Below are 21,208 nucleotides of genomic sequence, written 5' to 3'. Positions count from 1 at the left end.
ACACTTCTTTTTAGAACAGACAGTGAGTTTCATTTTACGCAATATATGAAGGCTCTGAATTAGTACCAAGTGAAATGGGTACAGTTTATAAACATGAACCCATTATTAGATACTGCAATAATGCCGATATACATAAGATTCACAAATTTACGACATAGAAATAAGTTACGCCCTACATTTATGTACATTTAGGAGGAAGTCATGCGTCACATATGGCACGTTTACAAAACAGACTGGTTGCATATCCTGAAGGTTCCCACAGGTATATTTCTAATTGTGGCTATTATTCTACTGCCCGGGGTGTATGACTGGGTCAACGTGAAGTCCGTCTGGGACCCATACAGTAATACCCAGGGGATCAAAATTGCGGTGACAACTGAGGACAAGGGTGCGACTGTTGAAGGAACCCATGTTAATATCGGAGACGAACTGGTATCCAGCCTCAAAAACAACGAAAAGCTGGGCTGGACTTTTGTAGATCGAGCTGAGGCTAGTCGGGGGGTACAAACAGGAGAATATTATGCCAGCCTGCTCATTCCCGGAGACTTTTCGTCCAAAATTACAGGTATCGTTGACGGAAAGCTGGAACGCCCAGAGGTAATCTATACCGTTAATGAAAAGGTAAATGCCATTGCTCCTAAAATCACAGGCTCTGGTGTATCTGCCATAACAACACAAATCAATGAAAATTTCACTGAAGCCGTCAGTGAGGCCGTTCTAACCAAGTTGAATGAAGCCGGGGTTGAGATTAATTCCCAGCTTCCAACATTGCGCAAGATGGAGAATGGCATTTTTACGCTGGAGAAAAATCTTCCGGCTATTCAAGCCGCTGGTCAAAAGGTTCTGGAAGTAGAAAAAGCCATGCCTGAGATTGTAAAAGATGCTCAAAAGATCGTTGAAATCGAGAAAAAACTGCCTGAAATCAATGAAGCAGCACAGTATGTGCTCAAGGTGCAGGAGTATTGGCCACAAATTAATGATGCGGCTTCCGAAGTGCTGGCTATTCAAGGGCGGATACCGGATATACAAAAAGCGGTAGAACGCATTCGAGAAGTGGATGAAAACTTTGGCCAGGTAGCAGATGTCATCCAAACGGCGCTGGATAAAACCAACAAAGCTCTGTCTATCGTAACGGCAGCAGAGCAAGATTTGGACAAAGTATCACAAATCGCTGACAACGGGATTGAGCTTGCAGAGGGATTAAATCAGTTCGTGGATTCCAGTGAAGAAGCGTTTCAGACAATTGGCCCGACGATCCGCCAAAATCTGCTGCTGGTGCAGCAGATTACTAACGCTGCAGGAGACGTATTTGCACAATTGCAAAATTCGGATCTTAATAACCTTCCTACAGTAGAAGATCTCGACCGGATTGCTTCACGTTTAGGGGTTGCGGTAAAACTCGTGGACAGTATGGCAGAACTACTGGGCAACATCAATAACTTGCTTCCAAGCCAACCACTTGCCGATAAAATCACACAACTGAACTCCATCTCAGATAAACTTCAGTTGCAGATCCACTTGGCTGGCATCATCAGTGATGCCATGCGTCGTAATACAACTCCACCAACAGATGTCATCGCTCAGTTAAATACTCTCTCGAAGGACATCAGCAGCGGGATTGGCAATATCTTAAACGCCTATGAAAGTGAAATATCGCCTGCACTTACAGCTGGTGCGGATAAGCTCAGGTCTACCCTCTCCACTTCAGCAGAAACTCTGCAAGGAGCAAAAGATCGTATTCCGGATATTGCGGACATTCTTGCATCAGCCAAAGAAGGAATTACGTTTGGGCAGGCCGAGTTGACAAAAATCCAGAGCGAACTGCCTCAAATACAATCTAAGATCCATGGGATATCAGAGACACTCGCGAACAAAAGTGAAGGTTTTATCCAAGCTCTGAACACAGTGTCTTCATTAATTCGAAACGATCTGCCCAAGCTGGGAAACAAACTGAACGAAGCAGCTGATTTTGTTCGTAATGATCTGCCTACTGCCGAGAAACAGATAGGCAAGGCATCCGATTTTGTACAGAATCAGCTGCCGGAGGTCGAAAAAGGAGTTCACCGTGTTGCCGCGCTGGTACGTGATGATCTGCCAGCATTGGAAAGTGCCATCAGCAAGACTGCGGACAAGCTCAGGGAAGTTGAAGGTAATAACCAGTTTGCCGAACTTGCCAAGCTTCTGCGCGGCGACATTGAGGAAGAGAGTGCTTTCCTTTCGAGTCCCGGGCAAATCAAAGAACAACAGCTTTACCCAATTCCGAATTATGGATCGGCCATGTCACCATTTTATGGCGTGCTGTCCTTGTGGGTTGGCTCAACGCTGCTGATTTCTCTGCTTCGTGCCGAAGCTGAGAATCCAGAGGGCAAGTTCCGGGGATATGAATTGTATCTTGGACGTCTCGCTACTTTTCTGACCATTGGGTTACTTCAGGCGATATGTGTCACCCTGGGAGATATTTTAATCCTGGGTACCTATGTCGCAGATAAACTGTGGTTTGTCCTGTTTGCCATGCTGGTGAGTGCCGTATTTGTCACTATAACGTACACGCTGCTGTCCGTATTTGGAAATATCGGAAAAGGGATCGCCATTATCTTCATGGTGTTCCAGTTCTCCAGCTCCGGCGGTACGTTCCCAATCAGCATGACATCACCCTTTTTCCAAGCATTGAATCCGTTCATGCCCTTCACGTATGCGATCAGTCTGCTGCGTGAGTCGGTCGGCGGCATATTGTGGTCTACTGCCATCAAGGATATTCTGTGGTTGTGTATGTTCATCGCGCTGAGTCTCATTGTTGCTCTCGCTTTGAAACGTCCACTCAGCAGTCTCACCAAACGTTCAGCCGAGAATGCCAAGAAGACCAAAATTATTGCTTAACTCATTTGCTCAACACTAAATAAGAAAAGGCCATTGGACTTTCCATCCAATGGCCTTTTCTCGTTTCATTATATGAATCGATACATTTACTATTTGACTATTTCACTGAGCGTTCCTGTTCCAACTGATTATAGGATTGTTTGATTGTTGTTAATGTTTCTACATGGCGATAGATGTTGTTACTTGCCGTAACGATAACACATAACATGATCAAGCCTATAACCACTTTTTTCCCCAATCCCGGACGAAGGCTGATGACGAAACCTCCACCCAATAGGAAAAACGCAAACAGATAATGCCCCGCATACAGGTACATATCATATTGAAATACAGCCAGGCCAAAGCCCACGACGACATGAAGCAAAAAGGCAAACAGAATATATGGCACAAGGGTCCATACTTCACTTTCACGAATGCCCTTAATGAAGCCCATGAATGCCAGTAGTAAAATAAAGATACCTGTCATCTGCACATAGATTGGATTGGAACGAGATAGATCCGTAACAAAGGCTGCCATGCCCGGGTCCAGTAAATGCATCTTCGGTGTCAGCATCGGATTTAACGTTAGCATGTTCAATGCTTTCCAATGAACAGCGAACTGGAATGGCGTTGCATAGCTGGTTCCACCATTTTGAATGCCCAACAGCCAGTTACTAACCCAGCTGCGACCTCCAAAGGCAACATACTGAATGCCAGTTAATACGACGATGATCAGAACCGCCAATGCCATGATACCGATGTATTTTTTCAAATTCGCCTTATTGCGCCATGCATGCATATTGAAGAATGTGGCAGCAGCAAATGGTACGATATTGGTCGAGGTTAGTCCAAAGTTAATCGATGCAAGCAATGCATTGGGTACATAACGTACGTCCTGACGCTCACGAGTATACTGCATGTAAACCACCGACAACAGAATAACGAACTGTACATAAGGATACGAATCCGGGATCAATGCAGTAAACATTAAGTAGGAACTGAAACCAAACAATAAGGCAAACAGTAGCGGTACGATGGTCGGTTTATCTTCTTTTTGACTCAGGAACAGATACGCCAGCACCACCGAACCCGCATTCACCAGCGATTGCAGGATTAGAAAGAACCAGTTGCCTCCCAGCAGTTTCGCTACAGCCGCAAGGGTGACAGCGAGAAAGGAAATCAGCGGATGGATCACGGAAGAACTGTTGTCCCCATAATACATTGAAGGATCAAAGTTGAATAAATTGATTGGAAACAGCGTTGTATTAAAAGGGCTATACGCCCCAAGCATCTCTGCATTATTTTCAATGTACAGAACATACGAGCCGTTCATTAAACCATAAAACAGAGCAAATCCCGCAAACAGGTAAAAGGCTGTCCAGTTGGCTCTGCGATTATAAAATAAGTAATCTAAAAAGTTCATGCTTTCATTTCACATCCTGATTAATTAAGTTCTAAAATACCAATAAACATAGGCCACCCATAATACATGCCACGCCTATCCAGCGTAAAGGGCCCACGGTCTCTTTAAATATCAACCGCGCTATGATGAGAGTCCAGACATATGTTAATGCGTTCGCAGGCAACACTACGGTTAATGGAAGAAACTTCAGCAATACAATATTCAGCAACGCACCCGTTCCGTAGAATCCAAGTCCCATGAGTACATGCAGACGATTGCGACTGGAAGCATAAGCTTTCAGTCCGGCCCCGCCCAGTGCACCACACAACGTCATGACAATTAATACGGCAACCATCCAGCTATCGATCAACACTGGTTAATGTCACCCCGATTCCAAGCAACACAACTGCTGCCAGCTTCTGCACCGTAATTTCTTCTCCAAGCAAAAAATATCCATAGATTAAGGCAAATACGTAACTAGCACACATCAGAGGATAAGCAACAGAGAGTTTTTCCAGAGCAAAAGCTTTAATCATCAAAATCGCTCCAAGTCCATAACACAGAAAACCAACACCCAGGTAAATCCACTCGGTTAGTCCCCATTTCCAGAACAATTGACCCGTTGCTGTCAGAAAAGCGGAAACGAGCATCAACCATTTACCAGTATGACGCGATTTTATTTCCCCCACGTTAATGCCTCCATGTCCGGAACACGCTTGTTAATAAAGTATCGTTGACTTACAAGTTGCATGACTGGAAGGTCGGATAAGGAGTCCGAGTAGGAACATGACTGGTCATAATCAATGACCATATTCTTCTCACTCAGATAAGCCTGAATTCGGCGTACCTTCTCTTCCCCTTTGCAATTGCTGCCATCAACTCTGCATGTGTAACCATTCTCATGACGGACAAGTTCAGTTCCAATTACATGATCCACCCAGGGAAAATTATTAAAGTATTTCATATAGGCATGCGGAGATGCAGTTACTAGCAAGACATGATACCCTGCTTCTTTGCGATGTTGCATCTCTACACTGGCCTCGGCAAAAATGGACGTACGCAAGCGAGTATCAAAGAAATGTTCGAGATCTTTTTCAGACATACGCTCAATTTCTTGAAAGTAGGATCGTTTGACTTGTTCAACCGTCATGAAGCCTGCCTTGAATAACACGGTATGTAATGCAATGACAGGTAATCTCCATACCTGCCACGGGTAACGGCGAACACCGTAATGCACAAATTGAAACATGGAATCACTGCGTATGATCGTTTTATCAATATCAAAAATTGCGACTTTCGTGCTTTTCACCCTGATCCCCCTCAGCCTTTATTCAAAGATTGCAAAGATTGTAACAACACTTATCACATACAACATAACCGTAATTAATATAGGCTTGTCCTCAAACAGCACACGATCGGGCGAACCTCCCTGGTTCTTCATGTGGATCAGATACAGGTAACGGAACATGCCGTAAATGACCAATGGAATCGTCCACATGAGATGAATGGTTCGATCTGAAGTGAATGTGAACAGGGAATAACTGATAATCGTAGCTGTCGTCACAATTGTATTGAATTGATCCAGTAATGTAATGGAGTAGTTATCCAAAACCTTACGATGTGATCCCGTATTTCCCTCAAGCAACGTGAGTTCATTTCTGCGTTTTCCAATGGCCAAAAACAACGACAACAGCATGGTACAGATCAAAAACCACGGTGTGAATGGCACATGGATCAGCACACCACCTGCAATGGCACGAAGTACAAAGCCGGCTGCAATGGTCATCATATCCAGGATAACGAGATGTTTCAGCACAAATGAATACGATACATTCAACAGGAAATAGACGATACATAACACCCCGAATAGAGGGTTCATCATGAAGGCCGTTCCTACGGAAAGGATTAATAGAATAATGCCAAACAACAAAGCATGACTCGGATTCACCTGCCCAGAAGCCATAGGACGATACTTTTTCACCGGATGCTGTCGATCCCTGTCCCGGTCTACAAAGTCATTTAAAATATACACACAGCCTGCAACAAGGCTAAATAGAATAAAACCAAGCAACGTCGCAAGAATGGTTTCAGTCCGAATCTCCTCAAAAGAGAATAGTAACGCAGCAAATAACAGCAGATTTTTAGTCCACTGTTTGGGTCTTAACAATCTGATTAATCCTGACACTGTACTGCCTGTTCCTGTAGCCCGTGAGGACACAGTACTTGTTCGTGATGATAACAATTGTAATAACTCCCTTCAACAACAACTTCTGTATATAAGAAATAACGTAAAGATCTAATCATATGTTGCTTGTATAATTTTGTAAAGGGAGTAAATGAAAAAATTCTAATATGGGCATAAAAAAAGAGACCGTTTCCGGTCTCTTCTTTAGTACATGATTTAACTATTGGGTACTACGATTAAAATTCAAATTGTACGTCGCTCAGACGACGTTTGATCTCAGCAATAACACGTTTCTCTTCCTCTTCACCCTTCGCTTCAAAGGTTACGGAGAAACGAACAAAGTTACCGGCATCATCCCAAGGTACGGATGAGATCAGTTTCTCACGGATCAGGAATTGGGAGAAATCTTCGCCGGATTCAAAGCGACGTCCGCCAACCACACCTTTTGGTGCTTCTACATACAGGAAGAATGAACCTTTAGGTTTTTCAGCCTGGAAGCCCAGTTCGTTCAATGCGGCAACGAGCATGTCGTGACGACGGGAATATTTCTCTGCAATTTTTTCCGTGATCTCAGGGTGATTCAATCCATAAGCAGCAGCCTTTTGAATCGCGATAAACTGACCGGAGTCATTGTTGTCCTTCACATCACTGAATGCTTTGACTACAAGCGGGTTACCCGCTACAAATCCGATTCTCCAACCTGTCATGTTGTAGGACTTGGACAGAGAGTGCAGCTCTACGCCGACATCCTTCGCACCAGGTACCGAGAGAAAGCTGAACGGTTTTTTGCCATCATACGTCAATGCTGCATATGGAGCATCATGTACAACCACAACATTATATTTCTTAGCCCATTCCACAACTTCAGTGAAGAACTCCACCGTCGCGCTTGCGCCTGTTGGGTTGTTCGGATAGTTCAGGTAGAGCAACTTCGCACGTTTTGCGATGTCTTCCGGGATAGCCGTCAGATCAGGCAAGAAGTTGTTCTCTTTCGTCAATTGGATGTTGAACACTTCTCCACCCAGATACTTCGTATGTGTACCCATAACCGGGTAACCTGGAACGGTCATGATTGTCACATCACCCGGATTGATGAAGCATGAAGGCATCATAGCCAAAGCCGGTTTGGAACCAATGGAGTGTACGATCTCAGTATCTGCATCGATACCTTCTACGTTGAATACGTTTTTCAGGTAAGAAGCAGCAGCAGCCTTGAATTCAGGAATACCATTATCGGCATAACCACGGTTCTCAGGTCTGGAAGCTTCTTCTGCAAGTGCAGCTACAATGCCTGCATCCGCCATTTCGTCCGGTTCACCTACACCAAGGTCGATCAGTTCCACATCGGGAAAATCTTTTTTGGCCGAAGCTTTGGCACGTTTGATTTTCTCGAATTTATAAATGTTCGTGTCTTTACCATAGTTGGAGCCACCGATACGGTCGGCAAAATTAGTCTGAATGTAAGTTTCTTGATATTTATCGATACTCATAACGTTGTTCATCTCCTCATTTGACGCAAATTTCTACACTTTAATATGAAGCATTTGCGTGATCAAAGCCATGGACAAAGTATCCGAACATTTGTACTTTCTTGGAACTGTTAACGACTGCGCAGCGAGGCAAGCACGTCTTCCATATCTTGCGGAATCGGAGCTGAAAATTCAAGGTATTCTCCCGTTGTTGGATGCACAAATCCAAGAATGGCCGCATGAAGAGCCTGTCCTTGCATTTTGATGCCTTTATTCCGTCCATAAGTTGGATCTCCTACAAGCGGGTGACCGATAAATTTCATGTGAACCCGAATCTGGTGAGTACGTCCTGTCTCCAGTTTCAATTCCAGCAAGGTGTAATCATTAATTCGCTCTGTAACGGTAAAATGAGTAACGGCATGTTTACTGTTACGTTCTGTTACCGTATACATTTTGCGGTCATTGGTATCTCGTCCAATTGGTGCATCAATGGTCCCTTGATCATGATTAAGATGACCATGAACAAGCGCAATATACCGTCTATTCACCGTATGTTCCTTCAACTGAGCAGCCAGTGATGCATGAGCACGATCGTTCTTGGCAGCCATGATCAGGCCGGATGTATCCTTATCGATACGGTGCACAATACCCGGGCGCAACTCTCCATTAATACCCGAGAGGTCTTTGCAGTGATGCATAAGTGCATTAACGAGGGTACCCGACGTATGTCCTGGTGCCGGATGCACCACAAGACCACGCTGTTTGTTAATCACGATCAGGTCGCTGTCTTCATATACCACTTCCAGCGGAATATCTTCGGCAACGATCTCAACGGCAGCCGGTTCAGGAATCTGTAGTTCAATCAGATCACCTTCGGATAACTTGGCATTGGCTTTGACAACAGCACCATTTACAGTAACCATCCCGTCTCCGATCCACAATTGAACTTGGGAGCGAGATACGTTATCCACGGCTTCCGTAATATATTTGTCAATTCGTTCTTTTTTATGTTCAGCGGCAACGGTCCATTCCATACGTTCATTGCCATTCATTAGTTCTTCGTCGTTAATCTGTTCCTTATTCGGATTACTCATGATGTTCATTCCCTTCAATCTTCGCGGCTGCTTTTTCGCGCCGTCCTTCAAGCAATGTCTCCACTATGATCAACCCTACACCGATGCAGATTGCCGAATCGGCGATGTTAAAAATGGGAAACGTATAACTTCCAAAATTAAGTTGTACAAAATCTACAACTTCTCCGGTCAATGCCCGGTCAAGGAAGTTGCCAATTGCTCCACCAAGCACCAAACTAAGCGCCACAGGCAGCAATTTGTGCGGGGTATCTTTTACCTTTTGCAAATACCAAATCAAGGCAACGACAACAATCAACGTAACCACGATAAAGAACCAACGCTGGTCTTGCAGAATGCCAAAAGCTGCTCCTGAGTTACGATGTGATGTGATGACAAAGAAATTGCCGATGACCGGAATTTCTTCTCTGAGTTCCATCCGGGTTGCAATCAGATACTTGGTTCCCTGATCCAATAAAAATACGATAAAAGCAAGGATATAATACACCACGTTTGTTTGTCACTCCGTTCTTGTCTTTTCCAAACGATACCAGGCTTACGCCAGACTTGTTTATTGTAGCACAGCTGTTTGGAAATCGTCCACGACGTGCTACATCGCAACGCTTATGGCAAAAACGATAACATTTCCCTTCTGTAATCTTGCCCTCAGTGGCACATCCTACAATAGAGTCAAAATCCGGATTCCAGCATGAAAGCAGAAAGGGGAAAATCATGTCACATTTTACTAACAAACAACTACAATCTCTACGTTCCCAACTGATGTCCGATAAGCGCGATATTGAACATAGACTTTCGGAAAACGAGCATTATGGCCTTGGAGATTCCCTTAAACTACAGACAGGTGAATTATCACCAATTGATAACCATCCTGGCGACATAGCTACGGAGGTGTATGAACGCGAGAAAGATATTTCCCTGCTGGAACATGATGAATTCCAATTGGAACGAATCGATTCTGCACTGCACTCCATCGAAGAAGGACATTACGGTACATGTGCGGTCTGTCAGCAACCCATCCCTTTTGAACGCATGGAAGCTGTTCCCTACACCAAATACTGCAAAAAACATCAACCGGAAACCGTTGTCTCTGAGAACCGTCCTGTAGAGGAAGAATTCCTCGCCCCGGCATTTGGTCGAACCAGTCTGGACGAGCGTGATGATCAAAATGGCTTCGATGGTGAAGACACCTGGCAGATTGTTGAAAGCTGGGGCACATCGAACTCACCTGCCATGGCTGAAGGACGCGATATCGACAGCTATGATGTTATGGCGATTGAAGCTACCGATGAAGTGGAAGGCTGCGTTGAAGCGTACGAAAGCTTTGTTGCCACGGACATCTATGGTCATGACGTCTCCATCGTGCGCAATCGGCAATATCGCCAGTACCTGGAGAACCGTGAAGGCGATGGTCTGTTAGAACCGGATATGGAGACGGATGACATTTACTAAAAGCACTTTGATATCTTTCACCTTTAAACGCTGCTGATCGCTTAGTATGTGTTCATATCAAGTTGGCGCTGGACAATGCGCACAATATCAGCGATGTAATCTCCAACAATGGGAAGATTGAGCGCCCCAAGTAGCTGCAAAACGTAAATAATCGTTGCTGCGAAAAAGGTAAACCCAATCGCAATCCCCACACCTCGTGCGGCTCCAGACAACAGGTTCAATCCAATCAGTTTCCATGGCCTGTTCAGCAATTCTGTGTATTGCGCAATCCTGGAACGTTCCAGTTCATTCGCCAGACGGTTCGTCAGGGTATGTAACTCTTCAATTTTGTCATGGGAATTGAGATTATCTGATGTTGGTTGTTGTGAAGTGGATGCGGTTTGCTTGTCATGTTCGCTCATGTTTTGGTCAGTTCCTTTGATCAATATAGATTGACTGCACTATAGAATCATTGCCTTTTTGTTTAAAAAACAAACGAGCCCAGATACAGGGAATATGTCCCTGCCTCTGCGGCTCGTTTGTTTATACTCTCTATTCTGTCCTAATTGGATGGGACATGCTCCGAATTACGCTTCGATGTAAATACCGATCGATTTGCCTCCGGCTTCAACGCGTTCCATGGACTCATTCGAGCCAAATGTCACTTCGGTTACGAGAACATTTTCACGCAACACATCATCAAACGCCTGAATAGCTTCCTGAAGGGATGCATCCACATCCAGTGTCAAACGTACTCTTTTCTCAATCGGCAGGTCCAGACGTTTCCGGGTATCCTGCACAGCACGAACCACTTCACGGACCCAACCTTCCTGTTCCAAGGCTACCGTGATTTCGGTATTCAGCGCAACCGTCAGACCGTAACCTGATGCCGAAGCAAAACCTGATTTGGCCTGTTTATCAACCAATAATTCTTCGCTCGTTACTTGCAGCTCTTCGCCTTCCGGTGAAACGATGTTCAGTACACCTTCCGAAACCACTTTACGCGTCTCATCGGCTGACATTCCCTTGAAGAAGTTTTGCAGGAACCCTACGTTTTTACCGTATTTCTTACCTGCAACCTTCAGGTTCAGCTTCAATGTAAAGTCAACGAATTCCGCATCATTATGCTCCGTACGGATTCCTTTTACATTGATCTCTTCTTTGATGATCTCTTCATAACTTGCCAGGTCAAACCCTTTATCGAGTGAAACGATCAATTCGGACAGTGGCTGACGTGTCTTGATGCCTGTTTCGTTACGAACGTTACGGGCAAGTTCAACCACGCGGCGAGCCGTCTCCATATCCTGTTCCAGTCCTGCATCAATCAGCGCTTCATTAGCTACCGGATAGTCTTCCATGTGCACACTCTCGCCTGTTGCAAGGTTCAGATAGATGTCTTCTGCCAGCATTGGTGTGAACGGAGCAACCAACTTCGCGGTAGTCACCAGTACTTCGGTCAATGTACGGTAAGCGTCCAGTTTATCTTCTGTCAGGCCACTTCCCCAGAAGCGGTCACGGGAACGACGGATATACCAGTTACTCAACTCATCAACAAATGCTTCAATCGCTTTGGAAGAGTTCAGATAGTCGTTAACCAGCAATGCCTTTTCTACAACCAGGATCAGGCTGTTCAGTCTCGACAGAATCCAGCGATCCAGCTTGTGTGCGGACAGTTGGAACGGGTGCTCCTGTGGATCAAATCCATCAATGGTAGCATAAAGCGTCAGGAATGCATGGGTGTTAACCAGCGTATCCACCATTTTGGATTTGGCTTCCCCTACGATACCTTTGGAGAAACGTTTGCTGTTCCACGGTGCACTGTCAGACAACAAAGCCCAGCGGAATGCATCTGTACCGTATTCTTCAATTACTTCCCAAGGATCGATAACGTTACCTTTGGATTTGGACATCTTCTGTCCGTTCTCGTCAAGAACGTGTCCTGTAGCCATAACCGCTTTGTAAGGCGCTTTGCCTGTCAAAAGGGTGGAAACCGCCAGCAAGCTGTAGAACCAGCCACGTGTCTGGTCAATCCCTTCACAGATCATATCCGCAGGGTACTGCTGTTCGAATACTTCTTTATTTTCAAATGGATAGTGCTGCTGGGCAAACGGCATGGAGCCGCTGTCGAACCAGACATCGATCACTTCCGGTGTACGTTTCATCTCATATTTGCCACAAGAGCTCATGACTTTAACGTCATCCACATATGGTTTATGCAATTCAAGATTCTCTGGCACATCACCTACCGCACGAGCACGCAATTCTGCAATGCTGTGTGGTGCAAATTGTTCGCCAGTCTCCTCACACACCCAGATGTTCAGCGGAGTTCCCCAATAACGATCACGGCTGATATTCCAATCCACCAGATCCTCAAGGAATTTCCCGAAGCGACCTTCACGAACGTGACCGGGGTACCAATCCACTTCACTGTTGTTGGCAATCAATTGGTCCTTGATGGCTGTTGTTTGGATAAACCAACTGTCCATTGCATAGTACAGAAGCGGTGTATCACAACGCCAGCAGAACGGATAGCTGTGCTCATATTTTTCTTTGCTGAACAAACGTCCATGCTCAGACAGATATCTTACGATATCAATATCACAATCCTTCACGAAACGTCCGGCAAAGTCAGTAACCTCAGCGACAAATTTACCTTCCAAGTCCACCATGTTCACAAAGCTGATCCCATTCTCACGGCATACACGGTAGTCATCTTCACCATGGGCAGGAGCCATGTGTACGATACCCGTACCACTTGCATCCGTTACAAAGCTTGCACCCAGAATGATGTTGGCTTTCTCAGCCTGTACGTAGTTGAACGGAGGATCATACGTTTTGCCAACCAAATCGGCACCTTTCAGTGCACCAATGATCTCATACTCACCTTTGGTATCTTTCATCACTTTTTCAACCAGATTGGTTGCCATGATGTACACTTCATCACCTTGACGAACACGGGAGTAGTCCATATCCGGATTCACGGCAAGTGCGACGTGTGAAGGCAGTGTCCAAGGTGTTGTCGTCCAAGCCAGTACAAATTCTCCGCTGTCATTCAGTTTGAATTTCGCTGTAGCACTCAGATCTTTGACGTCTTTGTACCCTTGTGCAACTTCATGGGAACTCAGTGTTGTCTGACAAGATGGACAATACGGGCTCACACGATGACCACGATACAGCAATCCTTTCTCGTGGATCGTCGCCAGGATGTTCCATACACTCTCGATGTAGTTGTTATCAAGGGTGATATACGGGTTATCCATGTCTGTCCAATATCCGATACCTTCTGTCAGATCACGCCATTGTTGCTCGTATTCGAATACGCTCGCTTTACATTCGTTAATGAATTTCTCCACGCCGTAATCTTCGATCTCCCACTTGTGGGAGATGCCAAGCTTCTTCTGTACACCCAGTTCTACAGGCAGACCATGTGTATCCCAACCTGCTTTACGAACGACACGGTAACCCTTCATCGTGTTATACCGTCCAACAAAATCCTTGATTACCCGTCCCAGTACGTGACCGATATGCGGTTTACCGTTTGCTGTAGGCGGCCCTTCATAAAATACGAAGTTTGGCTTGCCCTCACGGTTTTCGATGGATCTTTTGAATGTATTCTCCGTTTTCCATTTATCTAACACGCGTAATTCTCTGGCACGTGCCTTCTCTTTAACGTCAACTCGTTGCATGATCATTATCTTCCCTTTCTTTGGTTGGATTGTGGACCGTCCACAAAAAGCGTTTCAATCCCCCTAAATCCCCCTTGACAAGGGGGACCCCATAGGCGCTCCGCCCTCTGGACACCCGGGATGGGTTGTCGTTGGGGGAACGGTGGCGCTTATGGGCGAGGGGTGGATGTGCGTAGTGGCGGCCATTTTGCGGCTGTTCCCTGCGCGAACGCCGCATGGCCTTACCGCGAGGCGGGTGTTGCCGGGCGCTTTGCTTTCCCGGGCGGGCGGCTCTCTCCCTGAGGTCCCTGCGGGCCTCATGGGCGTTCGCCTTAGCGAAACCCGTGTGCCGGGTGCTTTGCTTTCCCGGCAGGTGGCTCTCTCCTTGAGGTCCTTTCGGGCCTCATGGACGTTCGCCTTTTTTGGACACAAAAAAGCCCCGTCCCTGGAAAGGGACGAGGCTATACTCGCGTTACCACCCTAATTCTGTTCATCACAAACCACATCCAGGCAAACCTAGGTATGCTCTGTCATCAACAGCGCTTATGCCCCGCTAAACTACTGCAGGGTGCCGTTATAACGTACGGCTTACGGTTCGGCTTACACACGGCAATCATAATCACCGCTTCAGCGTCACTTCTCCGGGGAGATATTCGGCTATAACTCATCCATTGGTTTGCACCAACCACCAACTCTCTGAGGGATGAGATCATAACGTACTGAACCCGTCATGGAATCACTATTCATTATGAATATAGTTATAGCCTCTTTGCAGACAAAAGTCAACCAGGCGACAGACTAATAAATTTCTTTCATCTCCCGCTCACGGTCACGCACTTCCTGCTCCCGGCTCTCCAGCACTTCCCAACCATCCTGAGTCAACAGTTCAAGCTGCGCTTCAACAAGCGTGCGGAAACGGGCACGATAAATCGAGGCCTGCTTTTTCAGTTCTTCCACTTCCAAAGCAATTTTGCGAGATTTGCCCAACGATTCGTTCACGATCCGGTCTGCATTTTTCTCTGCTTCCTTCACGATCAACTGCGCTTCTTTCTTCGCATTACCCTTCACATCATCAGCAGCTTCCTGCGCAATGATAATCGTTTTGCTAAGCGTCTCTTCAATTGTAGAAAAATGATCCAGTTTCTCCTGAACGGACAGCAACTGATTGCTCAGCTCTTTGTTCTCGCGAATGACGCCTTCGTAATCTTTGATGACTTGATCCAGGAATTCATTGACTTCATCCTCGTCATACCCGCGCAAACGTCGGGAAAATTCCTTGTTGTGTATGTCCAGCGGCGTTAATGGCATGCTGTCCACCTCCTGTTAAAGTTCCTTCCCGTCCAGAGAAGGTTTGCAGCATATGGGTACCACCCAAGGGGCCGTATCGTTGATGCCTAACCTTGGCAACGTATACGGAATGCAGGATCAGAATTGCATCCTCCAACGTTCATGTAAAGCTTTGACTTAATGTTTATCGGATACACCGCGTATTTTCTACACCTTTATGATAAACATTTCGACAAGAAAGCGGATTTTCCTGCAACAGACTCAGGCAAATTTGCCGATTTTCACTCGGCAACGCCCTTTTTTGGTCATCCCATCCTGTTCCATAACCTTGAAACGGCCAAATCCCTGAATGGATACGACATCACCCGCTTTTAGCGATTTGGAGGGATCTTCCTCAACTTTCCAGTTCACACGGCAGCGACCAGCTTTGATCGGAGCCAGCACTTTACTGCGACTAAGCCGATACACATCTGCGCAGATTCCATCCAAACGAAGCGAAGCGACCGTAATGTCCATCGTCTCCAGTTTACTCTCTGACCATCGCATCTGATCCAAAGGAAGTAACTCTGTGAACACATGTAACCGATGCACCTGATTCAGTTGAAGCGATAAAAAAGCGCCGGTTTCCGCCGCCACCACTGTATGGCAACCGTCCTCCAGCACTTGGATATCCCCGATCTTTCCACGTTTCATCCCAAGCCCGAGCAGGGAACCCATATAGTCCCCATGCTCCAGCTCCGAGATTTTCTGATCATCAGACGTAATACTGAGCACCTGCATACCCATATCCTCATCATCCAGATACATATAATCAGGTGCAACCAGCGCACGCTTGCGTTCAGCAGCCTCGTAACCACCATCCAGACGAATCTGAACGTCGTTACGGCGATTGGCAAGAGTCTGTAATATAAAAACCTGTCTTGGATCAAGAAAGTCAGTTAGCTTCATGTCATGATACTTACCCGCCTGCTCAACCCAATCCGAAGCCTTATCTACAAAATCCCGCTCATCATGGCTAAAATGTTCGTAAATTTCACCGCTCATCTATGTCACCCTACCCTAATAGTCCGTGTTCAAAAAGACCGGTTTTCAGTACCGAGAAGATGGGATAAAGCTAGAAATGGAGTAGCGGAGCGTAGAAAAAACTACGTGAGCAACGGACATTTCGGCTGAATTCCATATTCGATGCTGACGATGCCACTAGGCATCCTTCGTAATCAAAAGCGGACTTTTTGAACAACCTCTAATATGCAAAATACCGGAGTATGGAGATCAGCCCATTAAGCGCAAGTTGCAGAACGATCAGCGCGACAATCGGGGAAATATCCAGCACACCGAACAAAGGCGGTATAAATCGGCGAAACGGTCTTAAATATGGTTCCACTAATTTGCCCAGCCATTCACCGATGAAGCTTTCCCGCGCATTGGGAAGCCAAGACATCAATATGTAGACAATGACCATGTAAAAGTAAATCTGGTATAACGTGTACAACACGCTTTCAATCTGATACAAAAGTGGCTCACCTCATTCTGTTATAATCTTGCTCGCTGTCAGCCAGTATTTCCGTAATTGATCCCTGAATTTCAACCGTATCTGGCGTACAGAGAAAAATGTTTCCGCCGATTTTGGAAATACCGCCACCCAATGCATATACCGTGCCACTCAAAAAATCAATAACGCGCAGCGCTTGGTCCTGGCGAATTCGTTGCAGATTCACCACAACGGTACGATGCGAACGCAGATGGTCGGCAATTTCCTGAGCCTCGTCATAAGAACGCGGTTCATACAGGACAACTTTAACATTTTTCTGGGAATGAATGCTCACCACATTATTCCCCCTTTGGTTTCTACGTTTATCGAGACTGGAGGTTTCAGCTTCCTGATGTTCAGATTCATTTTCCTCCTGCGCAGCCATTCGTTCACGTTCCACAATCTCTTCCTCTTCCTGAAGTCCGAGGAAATTCATAAATTTATTCATTACGCCCATCGTGAACCCTCCTCTTTTCCTACGAGAATCGATCCTAGCCGTACCCAGGTTGCACCTTCTTCAATGGCCACTTCAAAATCATTGGACATCCCCATCGACAGTTCAGTCAATGGTTCTGCTGTAAGGGCTTGTCCATTCAATTGATCTCTCAGCTCACGCAATCCACGAAATACGGGACGCGTCAGCTCCGGATCTTCCTCATGAGGTGCCATAGTCATTAGGCCAACGACCTTGAGATTGTTGAACGAACGAATATCACGCAAAAAAGAACTTGCCTGTTCAGGCTGTAATCCATACTTGCTCTCTTCACCCGAAATATTCACCTGCAAAAACGTTTCCACTTGGATGCCAAGTGAAGCTGCTTTTATATCCAACTCCTTCGCCAATGACAAACGATCCAGTGAATGGATGTAACGAAACTTGCCAATCACGTCTTTCACCTTGTTTGTCTGCAAATGACCGATAAAGTGCCAGGTACCCTGCTGACCAAAAGCTTCCCATTTGGCCTGTGCATCCTGCCACCGATTTTCTCCAATATGCTCAAGACCATGATCCAGCACCGATCCCGTTGTTTCAAGTGAGACATATTTCGTGACCGCAATCACATTCACATCATCACGATGACGGTTACTGCGCCGACATGCATCCTCGATCTTCTGATTTACCTGTTGTATACGCTCCTCCAATGACACAGAGGGTCACCTCTCTTCCAGCCCAATCCAGCTCGCCATCCGCCCTGTAACACCATTTTCCTTCCGATAGGAGAAAAATAGTTCGGGATGACAACTTGTACACCATGTTGTACATTCGATATGATCCGGCATTATTCCTGCTTTCATCATAATGTGTCGATTACATTCTTTCAAGTTTAACATCGTTTTACCGTTATTCACGGCTCGATATGCTTGTTTAGAAGCAGAATCCTTGTATTTATCATTAACCGGGGAATCATCAAACCAAACCCGTACATGCTGCATGACCGCCTCATCCACTTCATAACAGCAATCCCCAATCGACGGACCGATTGCAGCTCGAATGTCCTGCCTACGGCTGCCATACTCCCGTTCCATCGTCTCCACCATGGATACAGCGATACCCGCGACTGTACCTTTCCAGCCGGCATGAGCAAGACCTACCGCCTGCTGCACAGGGTCATAGAAATAAAGCGGAACACAGTCTGCGTAGAAAGAAGTCAACAGCACACCAGGCGCATTCGTGACCAAGCCATCCGTATCCTGCAACGCAGATTGACGATCAAGTAATCCTCTGCTCCGATCTTCAGCGGTAATTACAGCCACATGTTTGCCATGCACCTGCTCTCCACAGGTCCATGCTTCTGCTGCAAAGCCAAGCTTCTCGGTTACAAGCCTGCGGTTGTTAAGTACAACTTCAGGGTCATCCCCCACATGATAAGCACAATTGAGCGTAGCATACGGAACTTTTCCAACTCCACCATGCCTCGTCGTAAACCCGACTGACAGCTGTTCAAATTGCTGTGTCCAAGGCTCAACATATAATAATAACGGATCAGGACCGAAATCTGAATTTGGGTTCTTGGTCCGTTCAAGTAATTCTTTATCCAATACAAAGGGTTCCATTATCTCACCTCACCACTTCCAGTGTACCAAATGAGCCACATTCTGTCTCATTTATATCGTTCGACGCTGATTACGTTCCGACCGTTCAATGCGTTCCACTCGCTCTGTGCGGTTATGCTGCTGTTCATCATACAGGCGCGCTTCGCGATCACGCTCGTCATACGTATTTTCCTTCACCTCATCCATCTTCACCAGTATCACATCTGAACCAATCTTCACAATGTTTCTCCAGGGAATCACCAGATCCGTTCCCCCGCCAAAAAGACCCATAAAACGGCTGTACCCTGGCACAACAATCGCTTCAATTCGTCCCTGCTTCAGATCCAGCTCCAAATCACTGATCTGACCGAGGCGTTTACCATCCGTAATGTTAATGACATCCTTTGTCTGAAAGTCCGAGATTTTCATGCCTCGTGCCGCTACTTCGCTCGTATTTACTTTCATTCATTCCCGCCCCCTGTTATTCCTCTTCTGCCCGTTCTTCACGCTTCTATACAATATATGTTTCAGGGGCGAAAAATGTCCTGTTTTTCATCGAATGTGGAAACGGTCCAAAACAAAAAGACGACCAACGGTATACACTGCCCCGATTGATCGTCCTTCTGCCTTTGCATCGTGTTATGACTTTACATGTTTTTGCATCTGCTGTATCGCTGATTTCTCCAGACGTGATACCTGAGCCTGGGAAATGCCAATTTCATCAGCCACTTCCATCTGGGTTTTCCCTTCGAAAAACCGCATCGACAGAATCATTTTTTCCCGCTGACCAAGACGATGCATCGCTTCACGAAGTGCAATTTCCTCGATCCATGAAACATCTTTGTTTCTGTCATCGCTGATCTGATCCATAACATAGATCGGATCTCCACCATCATGATAAATCGGTTCGAAGAGCGAGACCGGGTCCTGAATGGCGTCCAATGCAAAAACAACATCTTCCTTCGGCACATTCAGTACTTCCGCAATTTCGAATATCGTCGGTTCCCGGGAGTTTTTATTCGTCAGGCTGTCACGGACCTGAAGTGCTTTATAAGCAATGTCCCTCAAGGAGCGAGATACCCGAATTGGGTTATTATCACGCAGGTATCGACGGATTTCACCGATAATCATCGGCACCGCGTAGGTTGAAAATTTGACATTCTGGGATAAATCAAAATTATCAATGGCTTTCATCAGGCCGATGCAACCAACCTGGAACAGATCATCGACAAACTCCCCCCGATTGTTAAAACGCTGAATGACACTGAGTACCAGACGCAGGTTGCCATTCACTAATTTCTCTCTTGCTGAGCGATCATGGTGTTGCTGAAGGGAATGAAACAATTCCCGCATTTCAGTGTTGGTGAGGACAGGCAATTTTGCGGTGTCCACGCCACAAATCTCGACTTTGTTTCGGGTCATCGTGATTTACCTCCCAAGGAGAAACATTAATGTACATTATCTCCGGGGCAGGCTTTTTTATTCGTACTTGGCACCCTTGCCAGTAATACCCATTCTGACCAATGATGTATTTCAGACCATTTTATTGAACTCCTTGCGAAGTCTTTTAATGATTCTTTTTTCGAGTCGAGAGATGTAGGATTGGGAGATTCCGAGGAGATCGGCTACATCTTTTTGTGTCTTTTCTTCCCCATCCGTCAGGCCAAAACGAAGCTCCATAATCATTCGCTCGCGCTCCGTTAATTTTTCCAGTGCCTTGTGCAAAAGTTTCCGGTCTACCTGCTCTTCAATATTCCGATAGATTGTATCGTTTTCTGTACCCAATACATCGGATAATAATAGTTCATTTCCATCCCAATCAATGTTGAGCGGTTCATCAAAAGAAACTTCAGTTCGGATCTTACTATTACGTCTCAGGTACATCAAAATTTCATTTTCGATACAACGTGAAGCATAGGTTGCCAGTTTGATTTTCTTTTCCGGGTCAAATGTATTAACTGCCTTAATCAATCCGATAGCTCCAATGGAGACCAAATCCTCAATATTGATTCCTGTGTTTTCAAACTTTCGTGCAATGTACACTACCAGACGCAGGTTGCGCTCAATGAGCATCGCGCGAATGGCCGAGTCTCCCGAGGATAATTTTTGCAACAAAAATTCTTCCTCTTCCCTTGTCAAAGGCGGCGGAAGTGCCTCACTTCCCCCAATATAATAGATCTCTTCGCTTTTGAGTCCCAATAAAAATAACAGACGGTAATATTGCAGCTGCGCCACCAGTTTCCATTTCACAAGCATGTAC

The 21,208-nt window shown here is 45.9% G+C and carries 21 protein-coding genes and 1 other annotated feature; of the genes, 2 read left to right on the top strand and 19 right to left on the bottom strand.

The features are described from left to right. The first annotated feature begins 201 nt into the window (after nt 1-201). A complete protein-coding gene (locus PAEAM_RS06935; protein ID WP_100527070.1) occupies nt 202-2,877 on the top strand; it encodes a YhgE/Pip domain-containing protein in 2,676 nt (891 codons plus the stop codon). A gap of 97 nt (nt 2,878-2,974) precedes the next feature. Here the strand turns inward: PAEAM_RS06935 and PAEAM_RS06930 are convergent, their stop codons facing one another. From PAEAM_RS06930 to lspA, 8 genes are all read right to left on the bottom strand, one after another. Further along, a complete protein-coding gene (locus PAEAM_RS06930) occupies nt 2,975-4,279 on the bottom strand; it encodes a DUF6080 domain-containing protein (protein WP_100527069.1) in 1,305 nt (434 codons plus the stop codon). Between the two features lie 31 nt (nt 4,280-4,310). Continuing rightward, entirely contained in the window at nt 4,311-4,631 is a 321-nt protein-coding gene (locus tag PAEAM_RS06925; RefSeq protein WP_235431595.1) for an EamA family transporter, read from the bottom strand. Continuing rightward, nucleotides 4,618-4,908, bottom strand: coding sequence for an EamA family transporter (locus tag PAEAM_RS06920; RefSeq protein ID WP_197997836.1), 291 nt, complete (start codon nt 4,906-4,908; stop codon nt 4,618-4,620). Before PAEAM_RS06920 ends, PAEAM_RS06925 begins: the two co-directional genes overlap by 14 nt. A 26-nt stretch (nt 4,909-4,934) precedes the next feature. Beyond that, nucleotides 4,935-5,567: an HAD-IB family hydrolase gene (locus PAEAM_RS06915; protein ID WP_036614827.1), complete on the bottom strand. Its 633-nt coding sequence runs from the start codon at nt 5,565-5,567 to the stop codon at nt 4,935-4,937. Between the two features lie 18 nt (nt 5,568-5,585). Continuing rightward, nucleotides 5,586-6,476, bottom strand: a complete 891-nt coding sequence (locus tag PAEAM_RS06910) for a decaprenyl-phosphate phosphoribosyltransferase (RefSeq protein WP_100527638.1) — start codon at nt 6,474-6,476, stop codon at nt 5,586-5,588. A 203-nt stretch (nt 6,477-6,679) separates the two neighbouring features. After that, nucleotides 6,680-7,933, bottom strand: coding sequence for an LL-diaminopimelate aminotransferase (locus PAEAM_RS06905; protein ID WP_036674844.1), 1,254 nt, complete (start codon nt 7,931-7,933; stop codon nt 6,680-6,682). 110 nt (nt 7,934-8,043) lie between these two features. After that, entirely contained in the window at nt 8,044-9,006 is a 963-nt protein-coding gene (locus tag PAEAM_RS06900; protein WP_406881114.1) for an RluA family pseudouridine synthase, read from the bottom strand. Further along, nucleotides 8,999-9,493, bottom strand: coding sequence for a signal peptidase II (gene lspA, locus PAEAM_RS06895; RefSeq protein ID WP_017687321.1), 495 nt, complete (start codon nt 9,491-9,493; stop codon nt 8,999-9,001). The genes PAEAM_RS06900 and lspA overlap by 8 nt, the downstream gene beginning before the upstream one ends. Nucleotides 9,494-9,714: 221 nt before the next feature. Here lspA and PAEAM_RS06890 point away from each other — a divergent pair, with 221 nt between their 5' ends. Beyond that, complete coding sequence (locus PAEAM_RS06890) at nt 9,715-10,452, top strand: TraR/DksA C4-type zinc finger protein (protein WP_100527067.1); 738 nt, start codon at nt 9,715-9,717, stop codon at nt 10,450-10,452. Between the two features lie 41 nt (nt 10,453-10,493). Here PAEAM_RS06890 and PAEAM_RS06885 read toward each other — a convergent pair whose 3' ends face one another. The 11 genes from PAEAM_RS06885 to sigE all read right to left on the bottom strand — a co-directional run bounded on the left by PAEAM_RS06885 (nt 10,494) and on the right by sigE (nt 21,204). Beyond that, on the bottom strand, nt 10,494-10,853 hold the full coding sequence (locus PAEAM_RS06885) for a DUF5665 domain-containing protein (protein WP_036674841.1): 360 nt from the start codon (nt 10,851-10,853) through the stop codon (nt 10,494-10,496). A 165-nt stretch (nt 10,854-11,018) separates the two neighbouring features. Beyond that, nucleotides 11,019-14,117, bottom strand: coding sequence for an isoleucine--tRNA ligase (ileS, locus tag PAEAM_RS06880; protein ID WP_100527066.1), 3,099 nt, complete (start codon nt 14,115-14,117; stop codon nt 11,019-11,021). 427 nt (nt 14,118-14,544) lie between these two features. After that, nucleotides 14,545-14,837 (bottom strand) — a binding site (T-box leader). Nucleotides 14,838-14,894: 57 nt separating this feature from the next. Beyond that, a complete protein-coding gene (locus PAEAM_RS06870; RefSeq protein ID WP_017687316.1) occupies nt 14,895-15,404 on the bottom strand; it encodes a DivIVA domain-containing protein in 510 nt (169 codons plus the stop codon). 240 nt (nt 15,405-15,644) lie between these two features. Continuing rightward, nucleotides 15,645-16,427, bottom strand: coding sequence for a YlmH family RNA-binding protein (locus tag PAEAM_RS06865; protein WP_036614847.1), 783 nt, complete (start codon nt 16,425-16,427; stop codon nt 15,645-15,647). Between the two features lie 199 nt (nt 16,428-16,626). Then, nucleotides 16,627-16,896: a YggT family protein gene (locus PAEAM_RS06860; RefSeq protein WP_036674839.1), complete on the bottom strand. Its 270-nt coding sequence runs from the start codon at nt 16,894-16,896 to the stop codon at nt 16,627-16,629. Nucleotides 16,897-16,903: 7 nt separating this feature from the next. After that, nucleotides 16,904-17,371, bottom strand: a complete 468-nt coding sequence (locus tag PAEAM_RS06855; RefSeq protein ID WP_017687313.1) for a cell division protein SepF — start codon at nt 17,369-17,371, stop codon at nt 16,904-16,906. Further along, entirely contained in the window at nt 17,362-18,063 is a 702-nt protein-coding gene (locus tag PAEAM_RS06850; RefSeq protein ID WP_100527064.1) for a YggS family pyridoxal phosphate-dependent enzyme, read from the bottom strand. Before PAEAM_RS06850 ends, PAEAM_RS06855 begins: the two co-directional genes overlap by 10 nt. Before the next feature lie 6 nt (nt 18,064-18,069). Next, nucleotides 18,070-18,969: a peptidoglycan editing factor PgeF gene (gene pgeF / locus PAEAM_RS06845; protein ID WP_100527063.1), complete on the bottom strand. Its 900-nt coding sequence runs from the start codon at nt 18,967-18,969 to the stop codon at nt 18,070-18,072. Nucleotides 18,970-19,020: 51 nt separating this feature from the next. Continuing rightward, nucleotides 19,021-19,413, bottom strand: a complete 393-nt coding sequence (locus tag PAEAM_RS06840; RefSeq protein WP_017687310.1) for a YlmC/YmxH family sporulation protein — start codon at nt 19,411-19,413, stop codon at nt 19,021-19,023. A gap of 174 nt (nt 19,414-19,587) precedes the next feature. Further along, on the bottom strand, nt 19,588-20,370 hold the full coding sequence (gene sigG, locus PAEAM_RS06835; protein WP_017687309.1) for an RNA polymerase sporulation sigma factor SigG: 783 nt from the start codon (nt 20,368-20,370) through the stop codon (nt 19,588-19,590). Between the two features lie 111 nt (nt 20,371-20,481). Then, nucleotides 20,482-21,204 (bottom strand): RNA polymerase sporulation sigma factor SigE, encoded by a 723-nt coding sequence (gene sigE, locus PAEAM_RS06830; RefSeq protein WP_017687308.1) that lies wholly within the window; start codon nt 21,202-21,204, stop codon nt 20,482-20,484. Nucleotides 21,205-21,208 lie beyond the last annotated feature (4 nt).

Source organism: Paenibacillus sp. GM1FR, from assembly GCF_002803315.1.
GTDB classification, from domain to species: Bacteria; Bacillota; Bacilli; order Paenibacillales; family Paenibacillaceae; genus Paenibacillus; species Paenibacillus amylolyticus.
Note: the sequence above shows the minus strand (reverse complement) of the source record. Positions and strands in the feature narration are given on the sequence as shown.

Excerpts from the sequence above, each read along its gene's own strand:
- PAEAM_RS06935 (WP_100527070.1), top strand. The coding sequence starts at position 202 with ATGCGTCACATATGGCACGTTTACAAAACAGACTGGTTGCATATCCTG.
- PAEAM_RS06930 (WP_100527069.1), bottom strand. The coding sequence starts at position 4,279 with ATGAACTTTTTAGATTACTTATTTTATAATCGCAGAGCCAACTGGACA.
- PAEAM_RS06920 (WP_197997836.1), bottom strand. The coding sequence starts at position 4,908 with ATGCTCGTTTCCGCTTTTCTGACAGCAACGGGTCAATTGTTCTGGAAA.
- PAEAM_RS06905 (WP_036674844.1), bottom strand. The coding sequence starts at position 7,933 with ATGAGTATCGATAAATATCAAGAAACTTACATTCAGACTAATTTTGCC.
- PAEAM_RS06900 (WP_406881114.1), bottom strand. The coding sequence starts at position 9,006 with ATGAGTAATCCGAATAAGGAACAGATTAACGACGAAGAACTAATGAAT.
- PAEAM_RS06890 (WP_100527067.1), top strand. The coding sequence starts at position 9,715 with ATGTCACATTTTACTAACAAACAACTACAATCTCTACGTTCCCAACTG.
- PAEAM_RS06885 (WP_036674841.1), bottom strand. The coding sequence starts at position 10,853 with ATGAGCGAACATGACAAGCAAACCGCATCCACTTCACAACAACCAACA.
- ileS (WP_100527066.1), bottom strand. The coding sequence starts at position 14,117 with ATGCAACGAGTTGACGTTAAAGAGAAGGCACGTGCCAGAGAATTACGC.
- PAEAM_RS06870 (WP_017687316.1), bottom strand. The coding sequence starts at position 15,404 with ATGCCATTAACGCCGCTGGACATACACAACAAGGAATTTTCCCGACGT.
- PAEAM_RS06865 (WP_036614847.1), bottom strand. The coding sequence starts at position 16,427 with ATGAGCGGTGAAATTTACGAACATTTTAGCCATGATGAGCGGGATTTT.
- PAEAM_RS06855 (WP_017687313.1), bottom strand. The coding sequence starts at position 17,371 with ATGGGCGTAATGAATAAATTTATGAATTTCCTCGGACTTCAGGAAGAG.
- pgeF (WP_100527063.1), bottom strand. The coding sequence starts at position 18,969 with ATGGAACCCTTTGTATTGGATAAAGAATTACTTGAACGGACCAAGAAC.
- PAEAM_RS06840 (WP_017687310.1), bottom strand. The coding sequence starts at position 19,413 with ATGAAAGTAAATACGAGCGAAGTAGCGGCACGAGGCATGAAAATCTCG.
- sigG (WP_017687309.1), bottom strand. The coding sequence starts at position 20,370 with ATGACCCGAAACAAAGTCGAGATTTGTGGCGTGGACACCGCAAAATTG.
- sigE (WP_017687308.1), bottom strand. The coding sequence starts at position 21,204 with ATGCTTGTGAAATGGAAACTGGTGGCGCAGCTGCAATATTACCGTCTG.